At 42.4% G+C, this 19482-nt stretch carries 16 protein-coding genes; 8 read left to right on the top strand and 8 right to left on the bottom strand.

What is annotated here, in order from left to right; genetic code table 11:
* Positions 1-450: 450 nt before the first annotated feature.
* From larA (MSHOH_RS16275) to MSHOH_RS16260, 4 genes are all read left to right on the top strand, one after another.
* Positions 451-1713 (top strand): nickel-dependent lactate racemase, encoded by a 1263-nt coding sequence (gene larA, locus MSHOH_RS16275; protein ID WP_048141211.1) that lies wholly within the window; start codon positions 451-453, stop codon positions 1711-1713.
* Positions 1714-1859: 146 nt separating this feature from the next.
* On the top strand, positions 1860-3125 hold the full coding sequence (gene larA / locus MSHOH_RS16270; protein ID WP_048143571.1) for a nickel-dependent lactate racemase: 1266 nt from the start codon (positions 1860-1862) through the stop codon (positions 3123-3125).
* Between the two features lie 359 nt (positions 3126-3484).
* Positions 3485-4114 carry a TetR/AcrR family transcriptional regulator gene (locus MSHOH_RS16265; RefSeq protein WP_048141209.1) on the top strand — a complete coding sequence of 210 codons (630 nt, stop codon included), beginning with the start codon at positions 3485-3487 and terminating at the stop codon, positions 4112-4114.
* Positions 4115-4152: 38 nt separating this feature from the next.
* Positions 4153-4920 carry a class I SAM-dependent methyltransferase gene (locus tag MSHOH_RS16260; protein ID WP_048141207.1) on the top strand — a complete coding sequence of 256 codons (768 nt, stop codon included), beginning with the start codon at positions 4153-4155 and terminating at the stop codon, positions 4918-4920.
* A gap of 314 nt (positions 4921-5234) precedes the next feature.
* On the opposite strand, the gene MSHOH_RS16255 is transcribed toward MSHOH_RS16260, so the two are convergent.
* The 4 genes from MSHOH_RS16255 to argH all read right to left on the bottom strand — a co-directional run bounded on the left by MSHOH_RS16255 (position 5235) and on the right by argH (position 10521).
* On the bottom strand, positions 5235-6893 hold the full coding sequence (locus MSHOH_RS16255; protein ID WP_048141206.1) for a sodium:solute symporter family protein: 1659 nt from the start codon (positions 6891-6893) through the stop codon (positions 5235-5237).
* Between the two features lie 99 nt (positions 6894-6992).
* Positions 6993-7157, bottom strand: a complete 165-nt coding sequence (locus MSHOH_RS24765; RefSeq protein ID WP_204245474.1) for a symporter small accessory protein — start codon at positions 7155-7157, stop codon at positions 6993-6995.
* A gap of 440 nt (positions 7158-7597) precedes the next feature.
* The gene (gatD, locus tag MSHOH_RS16250) at positions 7598-8875 is read right to left on the bottom strand and encodes a Glu-tRNA(Gln) amidotransferase subunit GatD (RefSeq protein WP_048141204.1); all 1278 of its coding nucleotides are present in this window, start codon (positions 8873-8875) and stop codon (positions 7598-7600) included.
* Positions 8876-9045: 170 nt separating this feature from the next.
* The gene (argH, locus tag MSHOH_RS16245; protein ID WP_048141202.1) at positions 9046-10521 is read right to left on the bottom strand and encodes an argininosuccinate lyase; all 1476 of its coding nucleotides are present in this window, start codon (positions 10519-10521) and stop codon (positions 9046-9048) included.
* A gap of 303 nt (positions 10522-10824) precedes the next feature.
* On the opposite strand from argH, the gene MSHOH_RS16240 reads away from it, so the two are divergent.
* Together MSHOH_RS16240 and MSHOH_RS16235 are read left to right on the top strand one after the other, a co-directional pair.
* Positions 10825-11424 (top strand): class I SAM-dependent methyltransferase, encoded by a 600-nt coding sequence (locus MSHOH_RS16240; RefSeq protein WP_048141200.1) that lies wholly within the window; start codon positions 10825-10827, stop codon positions 11422-11424.
* 349 nt (positions 11425-11773) lie between these two features.
* Positions 11774-13156, top strand: coding sequence for a hypothetical protein (locus MSHOH_RS16235; RefSeq protein ID WP_052730900.1), 1383 nt, complete (start codon positions 11774-11776; stop codon positions 13154-13156).
* 302 nt (positions 13157-13458) lie between these two features.
* On the opposite strand, the gene MSHOH_RS16230 is transcribed toward MSHOH_RS16235, so the two are convergent.
* The 3 genes from MSHOH_RS16230 to MSHOH_RS16220 all read right to left on the bottom strand — a co-directional run bounded on the left by MSHOH_RS16230 (position 13459) and on the right by MSHOH_RS16220 (position 16501).
* Positions 13459-14232 (bottom strand): acyl-CoA dehydratase activase, encoded by a 774-nt coding sequence (locus MSHOH_RS16230; protein WP_048141198.1) that lies wholly within the window; start codon positions 14230-14232, stop codon positions 13459-13461.
* Entirely contained in the window at positions 14229-15413 is a 1185-nt protein-coding gene (locus tag MSHOH_RS16225; protein ID WP_048141197.1) for a double-cubane-cluster-containing anaerobic reductase, read from the bottom strand. Before MSHOH_RS16225 ends, MSHOH_RS16230 begins: the two co-directional genes overlap by 4 nt.
* A gap of 137 nt (positions 15414-15550) precedes the next feature.
* Positions 15551-16501 (bottom strand): nucleoside recognition domain-containing protein, encoded by a 951-nt coding sequence (locus tag MSHOH_RS16220; protein WP_239451019.1) that lies wholly within the window; start codon positions 16499-16501, stop codon positions 15551-15553.
* 209 nt (positions 16502-16710) lie between these two features.
* Here MSHOH_RS16220 and MSHOH_RS16215 point away from each other — a divergent pair, with 209 nt between their 5' ends.
* Together MSHOH_RS16215 and MSHOH_RS23045 are read left to right on the top strand one after the other, a co-directional pair.
* On the top strand, positions 16711-18366 hold the full coding sequence (locus MSHOH_RS16215) for an ABC1 kinase family protein (protein ID WP_048141193.1): 1656 nt from the start codon (positions 16711-16713) through the stop codon (positions 18364-18366).
* 136 nt (positions 18367-18502) lie between these two features.
* On the top strand, positions 18503-18733 hold the full coding sequence (locus MSHOH_RS23045; RefSeq protein ID WP_275425591.1) for a heavy-metal-associated domain-containing protein: 231 nt from the start codon (positions 18503-18505) through the stop codon (positions 18731-18733).
* 10 nt (positions 18734-18743) lie between these two features.
* On the opposite strand, the gene MSHOH_RS16205 is transcribed toward MSHOH_RS23045, so the two are convergent.
* Complete coding sequence (locus MSHOH_RS16205) at positions 18744-19481, bottom strand: ABC transporter ATP-binding protein (RefSeq protein WP_048141191.1); 738 nt, start codon at positions 19479-19481, stop codon at positions 18744-18746.
* Between the last annotated feature and the right edge of the window lies 1 nt (position 19482).

The raw sequence follows: 19482 nt of genomic DNA, 5'->3' as shown, positions 1-19482 counted from the left end.
GTTTTTAAGCGCATTATTCTGCTTAAACAGTTATTTGCTCAAAAGATATATTTGAATTAGTTTCCGGTTTTTTGAGCATTTCTAATCCTTATAACTAATATTGTTTTATCTCCCAAAAAACTCCCCCAACTATGAGGTTTTCAATTAGCACTAGATTTTAGAGGAAATTTTCTTTAATAAGTGTGCCCGGGAGCATCTCAGGGCATTTTCCAAAGATACGTTATTTTTTTGCAATGAACTTTTTTATTTTATTGAAATAATAAAAAGTAATAGAAGAGTGGTCAAGACTAGTGAAAATGGCCAGTGAAAGTTAAAAAACAGTGTTTTCTAAATTCTCAAACGATCTGATTCCGGCTCTAAAGCACAGATTTAAATCGCATTTAACACATACTTTAGCTATTGTTTACCTATACGGTTTTATATTATCAATATGAACTCACCGGCATGAACATGACGACAAATATAAAAAAGATTCCACTTGCTTTCGGAAATGAGGTTTTTGAGCTGAATATCCCTGAGAAAAATATCTCCAGCCTGATCCTGCCTTCAGAACCTGAACAAAAAGAAGACGAGGCTCTTTTAATCAGGAAAGCACTCGAGAATCCTATCAAGAGCAGGAGACTCTCGGAGATTGTAACCCCTGAAATCAGGATTGCGATTATCGTAAGCGATGTTACCAGGCCCACTCCTACAGCAAAAATTCTCCCTCCTTTACTCGAAGAGCTTTACCTTGGTGGAGCAAAGAACGAGAACATCACTATTGTATTTGCTCTCGGACTTCACCGCCAGCAGACTGAAGAGGAGTGCAGAAAGCTCCTGGGTGAGAATATTTCCAAAAGTATTAGATTTATCCAGCACGATAAAGACAGGTGCAGGCACATAGGGGAAACGAGTTTTGGGACTCCGACTGAGGTCTTTGAAGAAGTTCTGGATGCAGATCTAATTATCAGCACCGGAACAATTGAGTTCCATTATTATGCAGGTTATGGCGGAGGGGGTAAGTCCATCCTTCCTGGAGTCAGTTCGGAAAAAGCCGTACTTTCATTCCACAGTCACTATAGCAAGTTTTTCGAAGGAGAACCCCTTTCGGGTAGAATCGACAGCCCTGCAAGGAAAGATATTGAAGAAGCTGCAGGAACTGCAGGTCTTGATTTTATCCTGAACGTGGTAATTAACAGCAAAAAAGAAATTATTGCCGCCGTTGCCGGGGACTTTGTCCAGGCTCACAGGAGAGGGGCAGAATATGTAGATGCCATGTATAAAGTGCCCGTAGAGCCAGCTGATGCAGTAATTGTTTCCTGCGGTGGCTATCCCAAAGACATCAACCTCTATCAGGCAACAAAAGCCCTGGAAAATGCTGTCCCTGCCGTGAAAACAGGAGGCTCGATTGTACTCATAGCTGAGTGTGCAGAAGGAATTGGAAACCAGGTCTATGAATGCTGGAACAGAGAATGCAAAAGCCCGGACGACTCTATAGAACGATTTAAGCAGTTCTTCGAGTTCGGAGGACATAAAAGCGCAATCGTTGCAAAAGCTGCAAAACAGTTCAGACTCTATATTGTTTCAAAACTTTCCGAAGAGGAAAGCAGAAGAGCTTTCTTCATTCCAGCAAAAAGCGTACAGGAAGCCCTTGAAAATATTCTTGCAGAGAATCCTGAGGCAAAAGTTCACATAGTACCCGATGGAGGGTGGACTCTACCTGTCCGGAAGTGAGATAACAGGTAAACAAAGGTGCAAAAAGAAATAGACCTGTAAAGCTTGTACTGTTTGTTTGACTGAAGTTTAAATCACAATTTTAATCCTTAATATTGTTTACCTATATGGTTTTATATTATCAATACGAAATCATCGGCATGAACATGATGACAAATATAAAAAAGATTCCACTTGCTTTCGGAAATGGGATTTCTGAGCTGAATATCCCTGAAAAAAATATTTCCAGCCTGATCCTGCCTTCAGAACCCGAAAAAAAGGAAGATGAAGGTCTTTTAATCAGGAAAGCTCTCGAGAATCCTATCAAGAGCAGGAGACTTTCCGAGATTGTAAACCCAAAGTCCAGGATTGCAATTATCGTAAGCGATGTTACCAGGCCCACTCCTACAGCAAAAATTCTTCCTCCTTTACTTGAAGAGCTTTACCTTGGTGGAGCAAAGGATGAGAACATTACTATTATATTTGCTCTCGGACTCCACCGCCAGCAAACTGAAGAAGAATCAAAGAAACTGGTTGGGGAAGATATCTACAAAAAAACCCGTTGCATACAGCACGATACTTCCAGATGCAGAAGGATAGGAACAACCAGCCGTGGCACTCCCATTGATATCTTTGAGGAAGTTCTCGATGCTGATTTCGTTATTGGAACTGGAGGAATAGAGTTCCATTACTATGCAGGATATAGCGGGGGAGCAAAGTCCGTACTTCCCGGTGTCAGCTCCGAGGAAGCTGTGCTTACCAACCATAAAATGATGATAGATGAAAATGCGGTTTCCGGAAGGGTAGACAGTCCTGTCAGGCAGGATATGGAGGAAGCTGCAAAAGTCTTCGGCCTGAAGTTTATTCTTAATGTTGTGCTTGACAGCAAGAAAGGAATTGTTGCTGCAGTTGCAGGTGATTTTATCGAAGCCCACAGGAAAGGGGTAGAGATTGTGGATGCAATGTATAAAGTTCCCGTAGAACCTGCAGATGCTGTAGTCGTTTCCTGCGGAGGCTATCCTAAAGACATCAATCTCTACCAGGCAAACAAGGCTCTGGACAACGCAACCCAGGCTGTGAAGGATGGCGGTTCGATTATCCTTGTAGCGGAATGTGCAGAAGGAATAGGAAATCAGGTTTATGAGTGCTGGAACATGGAGTGTAAAAATCCGGAAGATGCAATAGAACGTTTCAAGCAATGCTTCGAGTTCGGAGGCCACAAGAGTGCGATTGTTGCAAAAGCCGCAAAGAAATTCAAGCTTTACCTGGTCTCAAAGCTTCCTGAAGAAAAAGCCAGAACCGCATTCTTTACCCCTATGGCAAGTGTACAGGACGCACTGTCTGCTGTCCTTTCGGAAAATCCCGACGCAAAGGTTCACCTCATGCCTCATGGGGGGCAGACCCTGCCTGTCAGAAAAGAAAATAAAACCTGAAAAACCATACATCAAAAAAGATCTATCAAAAAATCTATTAAAAAAGGTCTAGCAAATGGTAGTCCTGCATAAGACAGTATAAAAACTTAAACTGTTTATGGGCACTGCCAAGTAAAATGTCTGAAAACAGGCGTATAGTTCAAATAAGCGATACACCTGTTTTTTATTCTTCGTCCTAATAAGTAGAATGAGTAAACAGATTTGTCGATGGGGGGACAAAGCAGTATGCCAAAACGGAAGCGAAATTTGCTATGCCTTTTTTGTGAACCATATTGACAAGTAAACTATCGTTTTCTATAATAGTGAACGATAGTTTAATAATAGTGAACGATAGTTTACTTCATGGGAAGAATTTTTAGATGGCCACCACAAAAGAAAACATTTTGCATACTGCGCTTCGTTTATTTGCGCAGGATGGATATGAGGCTACTTCGGTCAGCGATATTGCCGGAGAGCTTGGCATGACAAAAGGGGCTTTATACAAGCACTATAAGAATAAGCGGGATATATTCGACAGCATTGTGGAGCGTATATATCAGATAGATGTTGAAAGAGCGAAAAAGTATGAAGTACCGGAGGAAACATTTGATAAATCACCATCGGCCTACCGCAATACTGCTGTGGATAAAATCAAGGTTTTCATCGAGGCGCAGTTTTATTTTTTGACGGAGGACGAATTTTTCAGTAATTTCCGAAAAATGTTGACTTTGGAGCAATACAGAAACCCGGAAATAATGGAACTGTATCAAAAATGCCTTGTAAGCGGGCCGGTCAGCTATATGGAAGATTTATTCCGTGAAATGATGGAACAAGGCATTTGGAACAAAAGTAACCCAAAACAGCTTGCGCTTGAGTTTTACGCGCCGTTTTATTTGCTGGTAAGCATTTCAGATACAACGCCTGACAAGAAAGAGGCCGCTAAGCTATTAGCGGCACACATTGAGCGCTTTATAGATAAAAACGCCTCCCCACGGAAACAAAAGGAGTAAAACCAAAGGTATAATTTAGAAGATAAGGAGTATGAACAATGGAAGAAATAACAATCCACGAATTTGATTTTGCCCTCATCAATGAATTTTTCACAGAGCTTGAACGGCAGGGACCCGGCAGCCCCGAAGAAACCATCAGAGCATTAGGTTTTATCGACAATCTTTCAAACAAAACAAAAATTGCCGATTTAGGTTGCGGCACAGGCGCTCAAACAATGGTTCTGGCACAAAATACAGAAGCAACCATCACCGCCCTCGACCTTTACGCCGGCTCGATTGATAAACTTAACGTAACAGCCGGAAAACTTGGTTTGCAGAACAGGGTAAAAGGTATTGTCGGTTCAATGGATAATTTGCCGTTTCAGAATGACGAATTTGACCTTATATGGTCTGAGGGGGCTATTGCCAATGTAGGTTTTGAAAAAGGCTTGAATCACTGGAAGGGGTTCCTCAAAAAAGATGGTTATGTTGCCGTAACATATGAGTCATGGTTTACTGATGAGCGCCCCGCTGAAATTGAGAAGTGGTGGTTAGACGCAGTTCCTGAAATTAGCACAATAGGGCATAATATTTCCATCATGCAAAAAACAGGTTATATTCCTGTTGCCGCATTTACGCTGCCTGAGAATTGTTGGATAGACAATTATCTTATTCCGCAAAAAGCAAGGCAAGAAGAATTTTTGAAAATACATGCGGGAAATAAAACCGTTGAGGATATGATTGCATTTATGAGGCGTGAGGCAGACCTATATTCAAAATACAAACAGTATTATGGATATGTATTTTATATTGGGAAAAAGATGTAAAATAATAATGGTTTACGCTACGCCACACTCCATCAAATACTGTTTTACTAAGGACGGTTTAAACAGGATCTTTTTCTTTTTTCTTTTCTTCTTCCCTGATACACTTTCTACTATTCTCTATTGCTCGTGCGCCGCTTTAACTCGCCTGCCCGTAGTAAGTATAAAGAATATGTTAGATACCTGACAACTCTGGTGCCGGAATAACACTCATACCGCAGGACGGTCTGCTTTTTGTTTATTTAATAAACTTAAATAGAAAATGAATCGAAAAAGAGATAGCGCATAAAAATGCGCCTGATTTTAAGGGAGCAGTCTTAAACGCCTGTAGATTCAACTGCTTTGTGTGATGCTGATTCTGATATTTCCTCTTCTTCGTCCTCAAACCTGAGCCTGAAAGCCTTTTTCAGGAATTCGGGTGAAAACTGAGGTGTCATAAGGCTTACTGCGACCAGTGCAAGGAGAGAGAGTGGAGTTGCGATCAGGATCGGGTCTACAACGGTCCAGGTGCCTGAAAGTAAGGTTGCCTTTCCGAAAATTGCCTGGCAGATCCCCAGAGGAACTGCTTCTTTTGCATGGACGAAAGTCAGCCAGAAGAGACTGCTTAAAGATCCGATTACAAGGCTTGCAGTTGCTCCGGCTTTTGTCGTGCGCTTCCAGAAAAGTGCTCCAATGAACAGGGGCAGGAAAGCAGCCGTACACAGGCCCATGAACATGGCAGTGGCTCTGGCAATAATGCTTATTGGCAGGATATATGCCAGAACAACCGCGACCAGGATGGTAAAGGCAATTCCCAGTCTTGTAACATGGACTGTCGCTGTGGACTTGCCTTTCATAAGGCTCTGCTGGTAGACATCGTACCCAATGGCTGTGCCCATTGTATGGAACTGGGCAGCTGCGGTAGACATTGCAGCTGAGAGCAGGCTGAGCATGAAGAGTGCTACAAACATTTCAGGCATGGCATGGTTCAGGAATGTGGGCATTATGAGATCCGTATTTCCCTCAGGCACGACCTGAAGGGAAATCATGCCTGTAGTCCTGTAGAAGTATACATTGGAAAGAGCTCCTACAACATAAGCGACTCCAGCCATCATAAGGATGAAGGGGCCTCCGACAGCAACTGCCCTTTTCAGGGAACGGTCGTCTTTTACAGTCATGAACCTGACTGCGAGCTGAGGCTGTGCAAGCACACCTATTCCTACGCCCATTATGATTGTGGAAATCATTGTCCACCATATAGGAGAGCCGGATGCAGGCATCGAAGTCCAGCCCCTGTGTCCCTGGTCTACAAGGGCCTGAGGCACAAGGTTTGCCATACTGGTAAGAGCCTGGTGGGCTTCAACTACCCCTCCGAGTTTAATGTAAGTAAAGACAAGCAGAAAACCCATGCCCAGCAGCATAAGGATGGCCTGCATGGCATCAACATACATTACTGAGAGAAGGCCGCCCTTAATCACATAAGAAGCGATTATAATGGTAAAGATTATAAGAGCAATATTATAGTTGACTCCCAGAGTTGTCTCAAGGAATCTTCCGGCTCCTATGATAACACTTGCGGCGTAAAGAGGCATGAAAATGCCGATCAGAAGCCCGGAAAAAGCCTGAATGAACTTTGACTGGAAGCGTTTTCCTATAAACTCAGGGTAAGTTATGGCTCCAAGATTCAGTCCCATACGTCTGGTAGGAGGACCAAAAATAACGAAGGCGATGAAGATCCCAAAAAAGATATTCATAAACACAAGCCATAGAAGTCCCATTCCTAAAGAAGCGGCTACTCCTCCGAACCCTATTATTGCAGAAGTGCTGATAAACGCAGCTCCATAGGAAAGAGCCATAATTGCAGGATGCACACCTCGACCGGCGAGCATATACCCTTCTGTCTGGGAATTCTTTCTGTATCCCAGGTAGGCAACATAAAAAGTGGCCGTAAGATAAATAATAACAAACAGGATAAGAGTTGAAGTACTGACTGCCATAAGAATCATTCCAGAATAGTAAATAGTATTAACTGCTGTTTTTCGCAGGCGTACTAAAGACCGCCTGAAGAAAGAGTTAAGCTTAATCCCTGATCGGTTTTACTGATCCTGAACCGCTGTTCTCTGAGCTCCACTCTTGACTGTCTGTTCTTCTTCCCCGCCTCTCCAGTTCAATGCCCCGTAAACCATGCATCCGAGCGCGCTTAAGATACAAAGAACGTATGCAAGCCAGATCTGTGGATCCTGAATTCCTAACACTAACATCTACTACACACCTGCCTATAATTTCCTGCTATCAGCTAACATGACACCTGTTAGCACACTACAGTATAGCTTTTTGTTATTTAAATATGTTGAGCGTGATAACGTTCACATTGAAGTGATTTTTTAAAAATTAGAGGTTTGTTCCACATGCATGCGGTTATTGTCAGCCTGTCAATCCGGAAAAACTATGATTAGGCTATCACAGTAGCCGGACTAGTTTTTTGACTTCTCTCTCCTTCCATTTTATAGCGAATAAATTTGTACGAGTCAAATCTTTTATAGTTCATTCACCTGGGAAGCAAAACTCAGGGTAAATAAAGATAAGAAGAAAAGTTATCGCAGATAAGAAGAAAAGTTATCGCGGAAGAAGAAGTTACAGATGAACCCCTTTAGGGGCTCATTATCTAATCTTAAAACCATTTTCTCAGACTTTTAGACTTTTATCTTTCAGTACACTGACTGATTTTTCCGCTCATATTCTCTCTGAGCATACTGCCAGCTTTTTCAAAATCATTGGTCTGACCAAGTACCCACATGAGCTTGACAAGAGCAGTTTCGGGAAGAGTGTCTTCTCCTTCGATTGCACCGGCTTTCAGCATATCACGGCCTGTATCGTAAACACGGTCGCAAATTCTGCCGTTAAGGCACTGGGATGTAACTACTACAGGCATTTTTGCGTCCACAGCCTTCCGGATAAAAGGAATCCATTTCGTAGAGACGTGCCCGAGACCGGTACCTTCGAGAACAAGCCCCCTGTAGCCGCCATCAATATAACAGTCGAGAACTGAGGGATCTGCTCCGGGAGTGAACTTGACAAGGGCGCACTTCGGTTCCATTCCGGGTTTGAATTTGAGGGACTTTTCTCCGCGTCTGGTATAGTCAATAAATGTCTTTATTTCTCCTGTGCCGTAATCCACAGTTCCTATCGAAAAAGAATTCACGGACTTGAAAGCGTCCCTGCGGGAGGTATGCATTTTTCTGACTTTCGTTCCGCGGTGGATCTCACAGAAGTCATCCGAGGTTGTGCCGTGCATAACTACCACGACTTCGGCAATATCGCTTATGGCAACTTTTGCTGCGCAGATCGCATTCATGGCATTATCGCTGCTGGGACGGTCTGCGCTTCTCTGGGAACCCACAAAAACGATAGGTACCGGAGTTTCTATCATAAAGGAAAGGGCTGCAGCAGAGTACATCATTGTATCTGTTCCGTGAGTAACGATTATTCCATCAGCCCCGGCTTCGATTTCTTCAACAACTGCTTTTGCAAGGTTCTGCCAGGAATCGGAGTCCATGTTTTCGGAGAGGATGCTTGAGATCACCCTGCCTTTAAAGTCTGCAATTTCCTTCAGTTCAGGGATTGCGGCAAGAATATCGTCAGCAGTAAACTGGGATGTAACTGCACCTGTCCTGTAATCGATTTTGCTGGCAATTGTCCCGCCTGTGGAAAGGATTGCAATCTTCGGGAGTCCGGGCCTGGAGACTTTCTCTTTTGTCATTCCGGTCTCTATTAGCCCATTTCTCTGTCCATTGCCTCCGTTTACAGTTTCTCCGTTATTTTCCAGAGGGGTTATCCTTACCTTATCTATAGAAAAACCGGCGTTGTAACCGCTCTTCATTTTTATAGTAATATACCCTTCCATGGACGGCATTACTTTGCCTTCGTAGACAGTGCCGTTCTTTTCAATGCGTACCCGATCGCCCTGTTTGAATTCCATGAATAATCCCTTTTCTGCTGAGTTTTTGATGTGCTGTAATGCTGTAAAAGTGATGTAACACGGTAAATGTGTTCGATACTAAGAATGTGTGTGATACTAAGAGGTCTAAATAATATTAAAATTAAACGTGTTTTTTTAAACGTTTTTTTTCGTACTTAAAATCGCCGCGCTTAGATTTTCCTGTATTCATCAACTACCGCAAGCAGGTTTTCAAAAGCCGAGTCTGTTATATCTTTCAGGGTTGCAATCTCCTGCTCATTCAGTTCAAGTTCAGTTTGCCTCTTTGATAAGTAATGCTGCATCTCTTCAGGAGCAGGACCTCCCACAATCTTTCTTCTCTTTACATTGGAGACCGGGTTGAGAGCTTCCTTTACCATCTTTTCCGTCAACCCCCTGCTCGAAAGCGATTCTCCGAGAACAACTTCAGCCGCAGAATCTATTTTTTCCATTGTGGGCTTTTCCCTTTCCTTTGCAAGCATCCCGACAATCTGGTGAGCAGTCCTGAAAGGAATTCCCGTTTCCCGAACAAAAGTATCAGCAAGTTCGGTAGCTGTCGTAAAACCAGTGATTGATTCGGCTGCAAGCACTTCGGAGTGGACTTTCATAGTCCCGGTCATCCCTCCCATTACTCTGACCGAAGCCCTTACGGTTTCAACCGAGCGCCAGATATTGGGAGTTGCTTCCTGCAGGTCTCGGTTATAACTGAGTGGCAGGCCTTTGCAGATTGTAAGCAGGGACATAAGGGCACCTACAGCAACTCCTGTTTTTCCGCGCATTAATTCCGCAGTATCCGGGTTTTTCTTCTGGGGCATGATCGAAGAAGTGGAGGCATATATATCATCCAGCTCAATGAAATTGAACTCGGACGAAGACCAGATTACAAGTTCTTCAGCCATCCGACTCAGGTTAATCATAAGGTTAGAAAACACAGATGCGCATTCGATAAGGAAATCCCTGCTGCTGACCGCATCCATTGAATTTTCCAGCAGACCTTCAAAGCCAAGGAGTTCCTGTGTCCTTTTCCTGTCCAGGTTAAAGCCAGTAGATGCAAACGCGGCAGCTCCGAGCGGGCAGAGGTTAACCCTGGAAAAAGCGTCCTGCACCCTGTCAAAGTCTCTGCCGAGAGCAGATTCGTGTGCACAGAGGTGGTGAGCAAGGGTAGTCGGCTGGGCATGCTGAAGGTGAGTAAAGCCGGGCATTAGGGTTTCTGTATGTTTTCCTGCAAGGGCGACAAGAGTTTTTCTGAGGGCAAAGATTTCTTCGAGCAGGTCGAGAAGTTCTTCTCTGAGAGCCAGCCTGATACAGGTTGCGACCTCATCATTTCTCGAACGCCCCGAATGCATCCTGCCTCCCACATCCTCTCCGACCATATCGATGAGCCTGGATTCAAGTGAAATGTGTATGTCTTCGTAGCTGAAGTCGAGCTTTTCCATGCCTTCTTCCCTTATCTTCAAAAGCCCGGTGAGGATTTTGCTGCAGTCTTCTTCTTTTATAATCCCCTGCTCTCTCAGCATTACCGTATGGGCAAGATCCACCACTATATCAGCATTAAAAATCCATCTGTCAGCCTCCATTGAGGAGGTGTAACGTAAAATTTCCTCATCCTGGGCAGCTTCAAGCCTGCCTCTGCGTAAAATATTGCTCATCGGGTTTCCTCTGTATAATTTTGAAATAGATCTGTGTTATGAGATTATGGAATAGATCCGTATTGTAAGAATCTCTATGTAATAATGACTCCTGTGAGATAAATGATATTGTGAGATGGTATTGTGAGATGATATTGTGAGCCAGCCCTGAATCTCGAGTAATCTTTATTTTCCTTTATCAGGTCTTTGTTGGTCTTTAACGTGAAATCCGAAGCGTGGTATTATTTCAAATACTTAAATACGAATCGGTTTTCGGGAATTTTCCCGGGCAATATATCAGGCATGAAAGCGTAAATTCATGTAATGTCCGTAGTCTCAAAATATAACCGAATCTCTAGGATCTATGACTTGATAGAGGCGCCGATAGAGATTTTCTTATACGGAAGGTGGAGGGAAGAAGCGCTTTCAAACCTCAAAGGCAGAGTCCTGGAAGTAGGAGTGGGAACCGGAAGGAATCTGGAACACTATCCTGCGGCCGCTCACGTGATTGGAATCGATAACAGTGAAGGGATGCTTGAAAAAGCTCGAGAAAAAGCCGGAGGCATGCAAAACCTCACTCTTCTCCTTATGGATGCCGAACATATGGAGTTTCCGGATAATACCTTTGATTATGTTATCACAACCTTTGTCCTCTGTTCGGTTCCTGATCCGGTGAAGGCTTTAAAAGAAATGAGGCGAGTCCTCAAGCCTTCAGGGGAGCTGATTGCCCTTGAACATATGCGCAGCAGCAACCGCCTTATTGCGTGGTTTGAAGATTTGATCAACCCGCTTATGTATTTCCTTATAGGGGATGAAACGACCCGGGATACATTGGAGAATATCAAAAAGGCTGGGTTTACTATCATAGAAGAAAAAAATCTGGCTTTTAAGGATGTTTTCAGGAAGATTAGGGCAAAACCGTAAAAAATTTTTAAATTTTACTGGTAATCTGGTTTTACGACTTACTTCACTTTAGTTCATGTTATCTGTCTAAACTTAAGGTTTTCTTATTTACACATGGATTTAATGCTGCTATCAATTGACATTTATTATAATTTCAAAAGTTTTTTGAACTCCACGTTCATTAAGAAATGTTGTCAATTAATCGAGGGCATTCTGCAGATGTTTGTACTATAATCAGAGTATACTAAATCGTAGTAATTGAAATATTAAAATGGTAACAGTCACTGGAATGGAGTTTTTCAGAATATATCATCTAAAATCTGGACTTTGGATTATCACATAAATTGAAGGTGGGACGTGCAATTTCTGTATGAAATCAATAATGGACGAGGTTATCCAGTTGAAGTATAAAATGAAAGGTCTTAAGTTTTTCAAATTCATAACGTTAGTTATCTTTGTGGGAAGCCTTGTATATGGATATTATGAATATAAAGAATTTACTTCTGTACCTACTACGAGACTTGCTACTGGAAGTTACTATCCAGAGATGCCACCAGATAGCCATCATTACTATTTACAGTTACCAATCGATCATAATAACCCTTCCAAAGGAAATTTTACGGACTTTTATATCCTGAGCCCTAACTTCAAGCAGGGTGAAGAAGTCATTTTCTGGCTTTTTGATAACCAGCAGGAAGCGGTGGGGATGATTAATTCTCCCGATGATTTTGAGTACTTTGAAAATAACCTGGAAGGGCTTTCGTATGTACTCATAGGCAACCGTGGAGTTAATCCAACACTGTTTCCGGAGGTTTACTATAAAAACGGGACAGTCAACTATAATCTTGCTTTAAAGTTATATGGCTCATCCCAGCAAATTGAAGATCTAGAAGCTGTAAGGCAGGATATGCAAAAAAAGGGACTTCTTCCCCATGATGGAAGAATAATGCTCTATGGTGGATCAGGTGGAGGATTTTTAGTTCAGCAATACCTGGACAAATACGGTTCTCATGTTTCCCGTGCACTTATCGAGTTCAGCGGAGCTCCAGATATCGCACAGCAACATAACGTAACTTTTGCTAATAATTTGTATGAGCAGAATCCAGAAGCAGCAAAAGTCTACTTTGTTTTATCCCGGAATGAGACAAGGACATCTCTAGCATTTACTATGTTCAAATTAGGTCTGGAAGGTGATAAAGAATCACAAACCAGAGTCGTTGAAAGCCAGGTTGAAGGATCTAAGTTAAAAGACAAATATCTGTATTTTAAAAAATGGATTAATCCTCCCTATAACTTTCCTTTCGTTAGTTTCATAATTAGTATTCCCTCCGAACTGGAGGTAAAGGTAAGGATGTATGAGTTGATAGGTGCAGATCTACAGGAGTATAATCCTGCTTCTTCTCAGGAAGTAAATTTAATGTGTGAATGGACGGGGGTTGTCCTTGCTGACTTTTTAAAAGCTAACGTTGATGGTACAATCCCAACTCCACATTTTAGTCTGAACCGGTCAAATTATACCGGTGAGGTCATGGTGTGGTCTGGCACGGAAGACCAGGACTTTAGCACGCAGATGGGTAAATGGATCAGCGATTCGTATCCCAATTCTCAGCAGGCAATTTTCAACGACTCGCATAAACGCGATAGATATGATGATTATTACCTTAATTTCAGGAAAGCATTTTTTGTTACCGGACTAAACTCATCAGAAACGCAGTCTTATTTCAAGGATACCCGACAACTAAATGGGAAATAATGAAGGATAACTTCACGTCCAAACTTGTTTTTGAGGTTAATTGTTAACTCTCTCTTCTTTTTTTATTTAAGCCAAATTTTTCTTTTATCCCAAAAGTTGATGACGTAAATTAATTAAAAGGAATAATCTATGAATTATGAATAGGCTATATCAAGTAACACAGCTTGTAACATAGATTTATTGCTTATTAAACTTTTTTATAAACCCCTATTCAAGCATCATTACAAAATCGGTTATTTCTTAAATTTATTAGTTGGGTAGTAAGGAAATTATAGATCTTATCAAAATTAAGCAAAATGGGTTTACTTAACTTTTTTACTAACGCCGTACAGTGCAGCTCCAAGCGCTCCTGTAATTTGTGGCTCAGGAGGTACGTAGAGCGAAATATTCAGTTCTTTTTCCAGAAACACCTTAATGCCCGCATTTTTTGCAACACCACCTACAAAAGCCACGTTTTGTTTTAATCCTACCTGCCGGACCATAACCGCAACCCTTCTGGCGATGCTTTCAATGAGCCCTGCCGCTATATCCTCTTTTTTAAATCCTCTTGCCCTGAGAGATATAACCTCAGATTCGGCAAATACGGTACACATGCTTGTAATGCTGGCAGGTTCTTTTGAAACAAGAGCCAGGCTACCCAGTTCCTCTATCGGTACTTCAAGCGCCTTTGCGGTATATTCAAGGAATTTACCCGTTCCAGCCGCACATTTGTCGTTCATTAGAAAATCAGTTACCTTACCGTCACTTACCGAGATAATCTTACTGTCCTGGCCTCCGATGTCAATAATCCCGTTGACAGCCGGATAGAGGTGATAGACGCCCATTGTATGGGCTGTGATCTCGCTTACTGCTTTATCGGCAAACTTTATGCTGTTTCTACCATATCCGGTTGCGTATATGCCGTTTACATCTTTTTTGTCGATTCCGGCATTGGTGAGTGCGTCTTCGTACCCATTTTTTGCGGCTGATAAAAAATCGAACCCTGTTGGACGTATATTATTAGCGGCGATCCTGCCGTCAATTACCAGGACAGCTTTTGTAGTGGCAGAACCCGAATCTATTCCCACTGAGATCATGAAAGCATCTCCATAAAAGCATCCACGCGAAGTCCTATCTGCTCAACATCCGAGTCGCTGTAGTCCGTTTCTATTGAAAGTACGGGTATTCCGGCATTTTTCAGAGCTTGCTGTACCTTGTACCGCTCGATATTGTAACCGTGGCAGAACTGCAGGGTATAGTTCACCACACCATCGACTTTAAACTCTCTTGCAAGTTCCAGAATGTTATCGATACGCCTGTCGTTCGGAGTCATGCAGGAACATGGTATTTTGATGTAGCGTTCGGCAAGCGCAGTCATGGGATCTTTGTTTTCGTCTACCAGGTCCCAGAACGATCTTGTGCCCGTACAGCTTTCCTCCACGACAATTAAACCACCTCTGTTCTCTATAATTTCCGGAACTTTGGTACTCCCGCCCGGCATCGGGCAGCCTGAGATCATTATTCTGGGCCTGTGAGTAAACTCATCCTTAGAACCAGCAATGGAATCAGCCCTGGTCTGCTCTGCTTCGTTAATGAGGGTCCGAAGTGCTTCTTTAAAATCTTCTGCCGATAAAACATACTGCTTTTGCATGACCTTTATCATATCTAAACCGCTGATTGGGGGATACTCTCTTTTTCGCAGGTCATAGAGCCTGTGTAGCAGCTTTCTTGTCTCGTTCGAGGAGATTATTTCTTTCTTTAATTGTTCGACTGTGACCTTATTGCCTGTCAGCTCTTCCATGATGCCTTTGAATTTGTTAAGCTCTTCCAGAAAATATTTTACGGCAGCAGGGCCCTCAGGTTTCTGAGGGAGGTCGAGTACATAAGTCGGGACATAGTCTCCCATTAATTCATAAGTCTTTTTTTTGCTATCGCATGTATTCTCGGCGACGACCATATCTACAAGACCAAAGTGAGAGCAGGATTTTACACCTGAATAACCGTTATTTACGATCGAGCCAAAGGAAGACTTGATAAGTGGACATATGTTCCTTGGCAAGTACTGCTCAGCTATGGACACAGCATCATTCTTACCCCCGCAGAGTATAACGCGGTCTGCTCCTGCCGCAAAGATTATCTCATCAGGTACGAACAGGCATAAAGTGCCAACTATCTTCTTTCCGGCTTTCTTTTCCTCTTCTAGCTGGCAGATCCGGGCACTATATGAGTTTTTAATATAATCAAGAGTTTCAAAACATGTCGCTTCAAAATGTGTCATTTTCTCTGCAAAATGCTTTGTGATGAATATGTTAAATCGTTTTCGATTACCGCAATATAATTCCGAAACAAAGAGATAATCTCAGGAAGAGCTGTAACATCAGGCAGCTTTCTCCTTCGTTAACTGATTTTCATTTTTTAAAAAACTACTAAAATGAATCCTGTGATTCCAACCATAACAAATATTCTTAGGGTCTGGGAAATCAGAATGGTTTTCATCCCTATTTTGGGACCGAAGATCCCTACATAATGCGGAATATAAATTCTCAGCGTCCCGAGGCTTGTTACTATATTGCCTATTAGGAGGACGATTATTACTTCAATGCCGTTTAAGATTCCCTGTTCCATAAGGTTTGCCGAAAGGGTATAGGCTGCAAGATGACTTGCAAAAAGGGCTGCAATTACAGGGAGTCCTTCCACAGGTACGGGTAGGTATTCCGAGATGGGTTTGAGATACGAGCCAAAGGAATCAAAGACTCCCAGGTCTGTCAGAGCAAAAACGAGGATTGTTACCGGCACCATCACTTTGAAAATCCTGACTACGGTTTTCTTCGAAGTCCCCAGGCTTTCTTTAAAAGCCGTCTTCAATGTAGGAGAATCTTTCTTTTCAAAGTCTTCAAAATGTACATCTTTTTCTTCAAGCAGGAAATGTCCGGCAATAATTACGATTAGAGTTTTTACAAAACCTACGAGCGTTATCAGTCCGACATAGATTATCCCTGTTGTCCCGAGCAGGGGTACAAGTACCGGAAGCAGGGTTCTCCAGTGCATGACAATTGCAGGAAAGGAGTTCAAAACCGAGGCTATGATCAGTTCATCTTCCTTTATGATTCCTCCGTCATACATACTTTTAAGTGAAGCATTAGCCGAGGAGGTGGATGCAAAAGCCGTAAGGAAACTTACTCCACATTCTTTTTTGAGATGGGCGTAGTTTGTGACCGGTTTTACCAGAAAATCAAATTTGTAGAACCAGCCGAAGCTTACAAGAAATTCGGCAAGGACAACTCCCAGGACTATTGAAGGACCTGTTTTTAAAAGATACTCGGCCGATTGTGTGAGGATAGTAAGCAACATGGGTGCGAGTAACATTCACTGTTATTGTTGTATCAAACTTTATTAATTTATCTAATATAATTCGCAATTATCCAATTTAATTCATAATTGTCTTTTCAATCAATAAAACATCCGATAATACATATAATCAATTTATCCAGCTCTTCAAAAGCCCAAAATCGATGTGCTCCCAAGAAATATTCCAAAGAAACTCTATTAAACAATAAAAACTAATTCATAAAGGAATGCTGGAGAAAACAAAGCGCTATCTTGAGGTTACAAGAGTTCTTTTGAAGTACAATCTTATTCCCGAACTCTACCGGGATCTGCGCACCGATTATATTTCAAATACCGATTGTACCTGTGATTTTGACCTTGAAAACAGGCAGACAGCAGTAAAACTCAGGCAAGCTTTTGAAGAGCTCGGACCCACTTTTATCAAGATGGGTCAAACTATGAGCAAGCGGCCTGACCTTGTGCCCCAGCCATATGTCATTGAAATGTCGAATTTGCAGGATAAGGTTAAGCCTGTGCCTTTTGAAGAGATGGCTGAATCTCTTGATCTTGCATGCGTGTGTGAGTATCAGATACCTGAGGAAAGAAACAGGAAAAAAAGTGAAGAGCAGCTGAAAGCTGCAAGGGAAAGAAAAGCCAGAGCCTTTATTAAGATTTTCGACAGCTTTGACCCTGATCCGATTGCATGCGGGTCTATTGCTCAGGTCTATAAAGGCGTCCTTGAAGGCAAGCCCGTAGCTGTCAAGATTCTCCGTCCGAACCTGATTGACATTATAAATATTGACCTTTCGATTCTTGACGACTTCAAGCCTGTAGTGAAAAGGGTCCTGGGAATAGGAAAGAACTTTGACATTGACGCTTTTTTGCTGGAAATCCGGGAAATGCTTACACGGGAAGTTGACCTCAGGATTGAAGCTGTTAATATGAGACGTTTTGAAGATAATTTTAAGAATGTGAAAAATGTTGCTGTACCTAAAATTTATCCGGATTTCTGTTCGGCAAATGTCCTTACAATGGAATTTATTCAGGGAACCCAGATTAAAGACATAATTGACATGCAGGTGCCTCAAAGCAAAAAGTCCGAATATACTCGCACGATTACCAAGAGTTACCTGAAGCAGGTTTATATTGACGGCTTTTACCATGCAGATCCCCACGGCGGCAATATGCTGGTTGAGGAGAACGACACCATTGCTTTCATCGATTTCGGGGCTGTTGGCAGTATAGATGACGAGCTCAAAAAGAACATGCTTGAATTTTATTACGCCATCAATAACAGGGATGTAGAAGAGGCAACACAGAGCTTCCTGAAAATAGGAGGTGCGGACGCAAGAGATGTGGATGTCCGCAGGCTCAGAAAGGACATGGATGAATTGATTGCAAACCAGAACTACGGGCTTGAAGGCCGCCAGAGCGACAATTATGCAAAGCTGGGCCTGAAATACGATATCCGACTCCCCGGCGAATTCTCAACTCTTCAGAGGGCAATCCTGCTTATAGAAGGAGTCTGCCTCGAACTTGACCCGAGGTACAATATTAAAAGCATTGCAATCCCTGTCCTTATGGATGCCTACAAGAAACTCAATGCCACAAAAGGACCTGCTCTGCACATCGAATTCTCCGCCGAGCCAGTGAATGAAAAAGCCGAACTGAGGGCCGCGATCAGGGAGCTTGTCGACAAAATGGAAGACATGGGGGACAGATTCCTTGAAGGAAAACAAAAAGAAAGCAAACGCAGTGTTTTCTCTACTGAGTTTTTCCTTGTTGTCCTGCTCGTTGTCTCGACTTTTATATTACTGAACGGAGGTGCTCTTTCCTGGGTAGGACTTATCGGGTTTGGAGGATCAATCCTTATAACTCTCATTGCTCTATTGCGCAGAGACTGAGAACGAAAGTAAGTTTTTCAATGCAAAGGCTCTAATAAAGAGGAATTTAAATTAATACAGTACAGAATGACATTTTACAATATCCGTTTTACTTTTATATAACTCGGCAAAACCGGCCGAATCAAAACTTACGTTTATTAAGAGAAAGGGGGCAGTTTCTCTGGCACAGGAAATCATAAGAATTGAAGGCATGGAATGCAATCATTGTGTAATTAAAGTGGGGAGAGCTATTGCTTCCGTAAAGGGCGTAACTGAGGTTGATGTAAATCTGGAAACAAAAGAAGCAGTTGTGGAATTCGAGGAGACCAGAACCGACCTTGAACAAATTAGAGCTGCTGTTCGGGAGGCAGGGTACGAGCCTTTATAATTCCGAGCCCTCATAATTCCGTAAACACCTTATCGCGTATAGCCAGGAAATCAGGACTGGTTCTGTCCCTTTTCCTGACTAACGGCACATCAATGATTTTTTTCACTTTTCCGGGACCAGCTGTCATAACAACAATTTTATCCGCTAAAAATACTGCTTCTTCAATATCATGTGTAACAAATATGATTGTTTTTTTCTTCTCCTGCCAGATTCTTTCGATTTCATCCTGCATGGTCATTTTTGTCATTGCATCCAGGGCGCCGAAGGGCTCATCCATAAAAAGAATTTCCGGGTCAACCGCGAGAGCCCTTGCGATAGCAATTCTCTGCTGCATACCACCTGAAAGCTGGTTAGGGTGATGTTTTTTGTAATTCGACAATCCTACCAGTTCGAGATATTCTTCAGCTATCTCACGACGCTTCTTCTCATCGAATCCTTTTGATTCCAGCCCCAACTCTACGTTTTTGATTACTGTTCTCCAGGGCAGCAGTCCAAAATTCTGAAATATAGCAATTCTATCAATTGAAGGCTGGTTAACATCACCTCCGTTAATCTTAATAACTCCAGTAGAAGGTTTATCAAAACCTGCTATCATATTCAAGAGCGTTGTTTTTCCACATCCACTCGGACCAAGCAGGCAGATGAATTTCCCTTCTTCAATTGATAAATCGACTTTTTCCAGAGCTACGGAGTTACTTTTGTCCTTTAGCTCGTATGTTTTTGATACTCCTTCAACAGAAATAAACATA

Origin of the sequence: Methanosarcina horonobensis HB-1 = JCM 15518, from assembly GCF_000970285.1 — an archaeon.
Lineage (GTDB): Archaea > Halobacteriota > Methanosarcinia > Methanosarcinales > Methanosarcinaceae > Methanosarcina > Methanosarcina horonobensis.
Note: the sequence above shows the minus strand (reverse complement) of the source record. Positions and strands in the feature narration are given on the sequence as shown.

Excerpts from the sequence above, each read along its gene's own strand:
- MSHOH_RS16260 (WP_048141207.1), top strand. The coding sequence starts at position 4,153 with ATGGAAGAAATAACAATCCACGAATTTGATTTTGCCCTCATCAATGAA.
- MSHOH_RS16205 (WP_048141191.1), bottom strand. The coding sequence starts at position 19,481 with ATGTTTATTTCTGTTGAAGGAGTATCAAAAACATACGAGCTAAAGGAC.
- MSHOH_RS16215 (WP_048141193.1), top strand. The coding sequence starts at position 16,711 with ATGCTGGAGAAAACAAAGCGCTATCTTGAGGTTACAAGAGTTCTTTTG.
- larA (WP_048141211.1), top strand. The coding sequence starts at position 451 with ATGACGACAAATATAAAAAAGATTCCACTTGCTTTCGGAAATGAGGTT.
- MSHOH_RS16235 (WP_052730900.1), top strand. The coding sequence starts at position 11,774 with ATGAAATCAATAATGGACGAGGTTATCCAGTTGAAGTATAAAATGAAA.
- gatD (WP_048141204.1), bottom strand. The coding sequence starts at position 8,875 with ATGGAATTCAAACAGGGCGATCGGGTACGCATTGAAAAGAACGGCACT.
- argH (WP_048141202.1), bottom strand. The coding sequence starts at position 10,521 with ATGAGCAATATTTTACGCAGAGGCAGGCTTGAAGCTGCCCAGGATGAG.
- larA (WP_048143571.1), top strand. The coding sequence starts at position 1,860 with ATGATGACAAATATAAAAAAGATTCCACTTGCTTTCGGAAATGGGATT.
- MSHOH_RS16240 (WP_048141200.1), top strand. The coding sequence starts at position 10,825 with ATGTCCGTAGTCTCAAAATATAACCGAATCTCTAGGATCTATGACTTG.
- MSHOH_RS16265 (WP_048141209.1), top strand. The coding sequence starts at position 3,485 with ATGGCCACCACAAAAGAAAACATTTTGCATACTGCGCTTCGTTTATTT.
- MSHOH_RS16220 (WP_239451019.1), bottom strand. The coding sequence starts at position 16,501 with ATGTTACTCGCACCCATGTTGCTTACTATCCTCACACAATCGGCCGAG.
- MSHOH_RS16230 (WP_048141198.1), bottom strand. The coding sequence starts at position 14,232 with ATGATCTCAGTGGGAATAGATTCGGGTTCTGCCACTACAAAAGCTGTC.
- MSHOH_RS16255 (WP_048141206.1), bottom strand. The coding sequence starts at position 6,893 with ATGGCAGTCAGTACTTCAACTCTTATCCTGTTTGTTATTATTTATCTT.
- MSHOH_RS16225 (WP_048141197.1), bottom strand. The coding sequence starts at position 15,413 with ATGACACATTTTGAAGCGACATGTTTTGAAACTCTTGATTATATTAAA.
- MSHOH_RS24765 (WP_204245474.1), bottom strand. The coding sequence starts at position 7,157 with ATGTTAGTGTTAGGAATTCAGGATCCACAGATCTGGCTTGCATACGTT.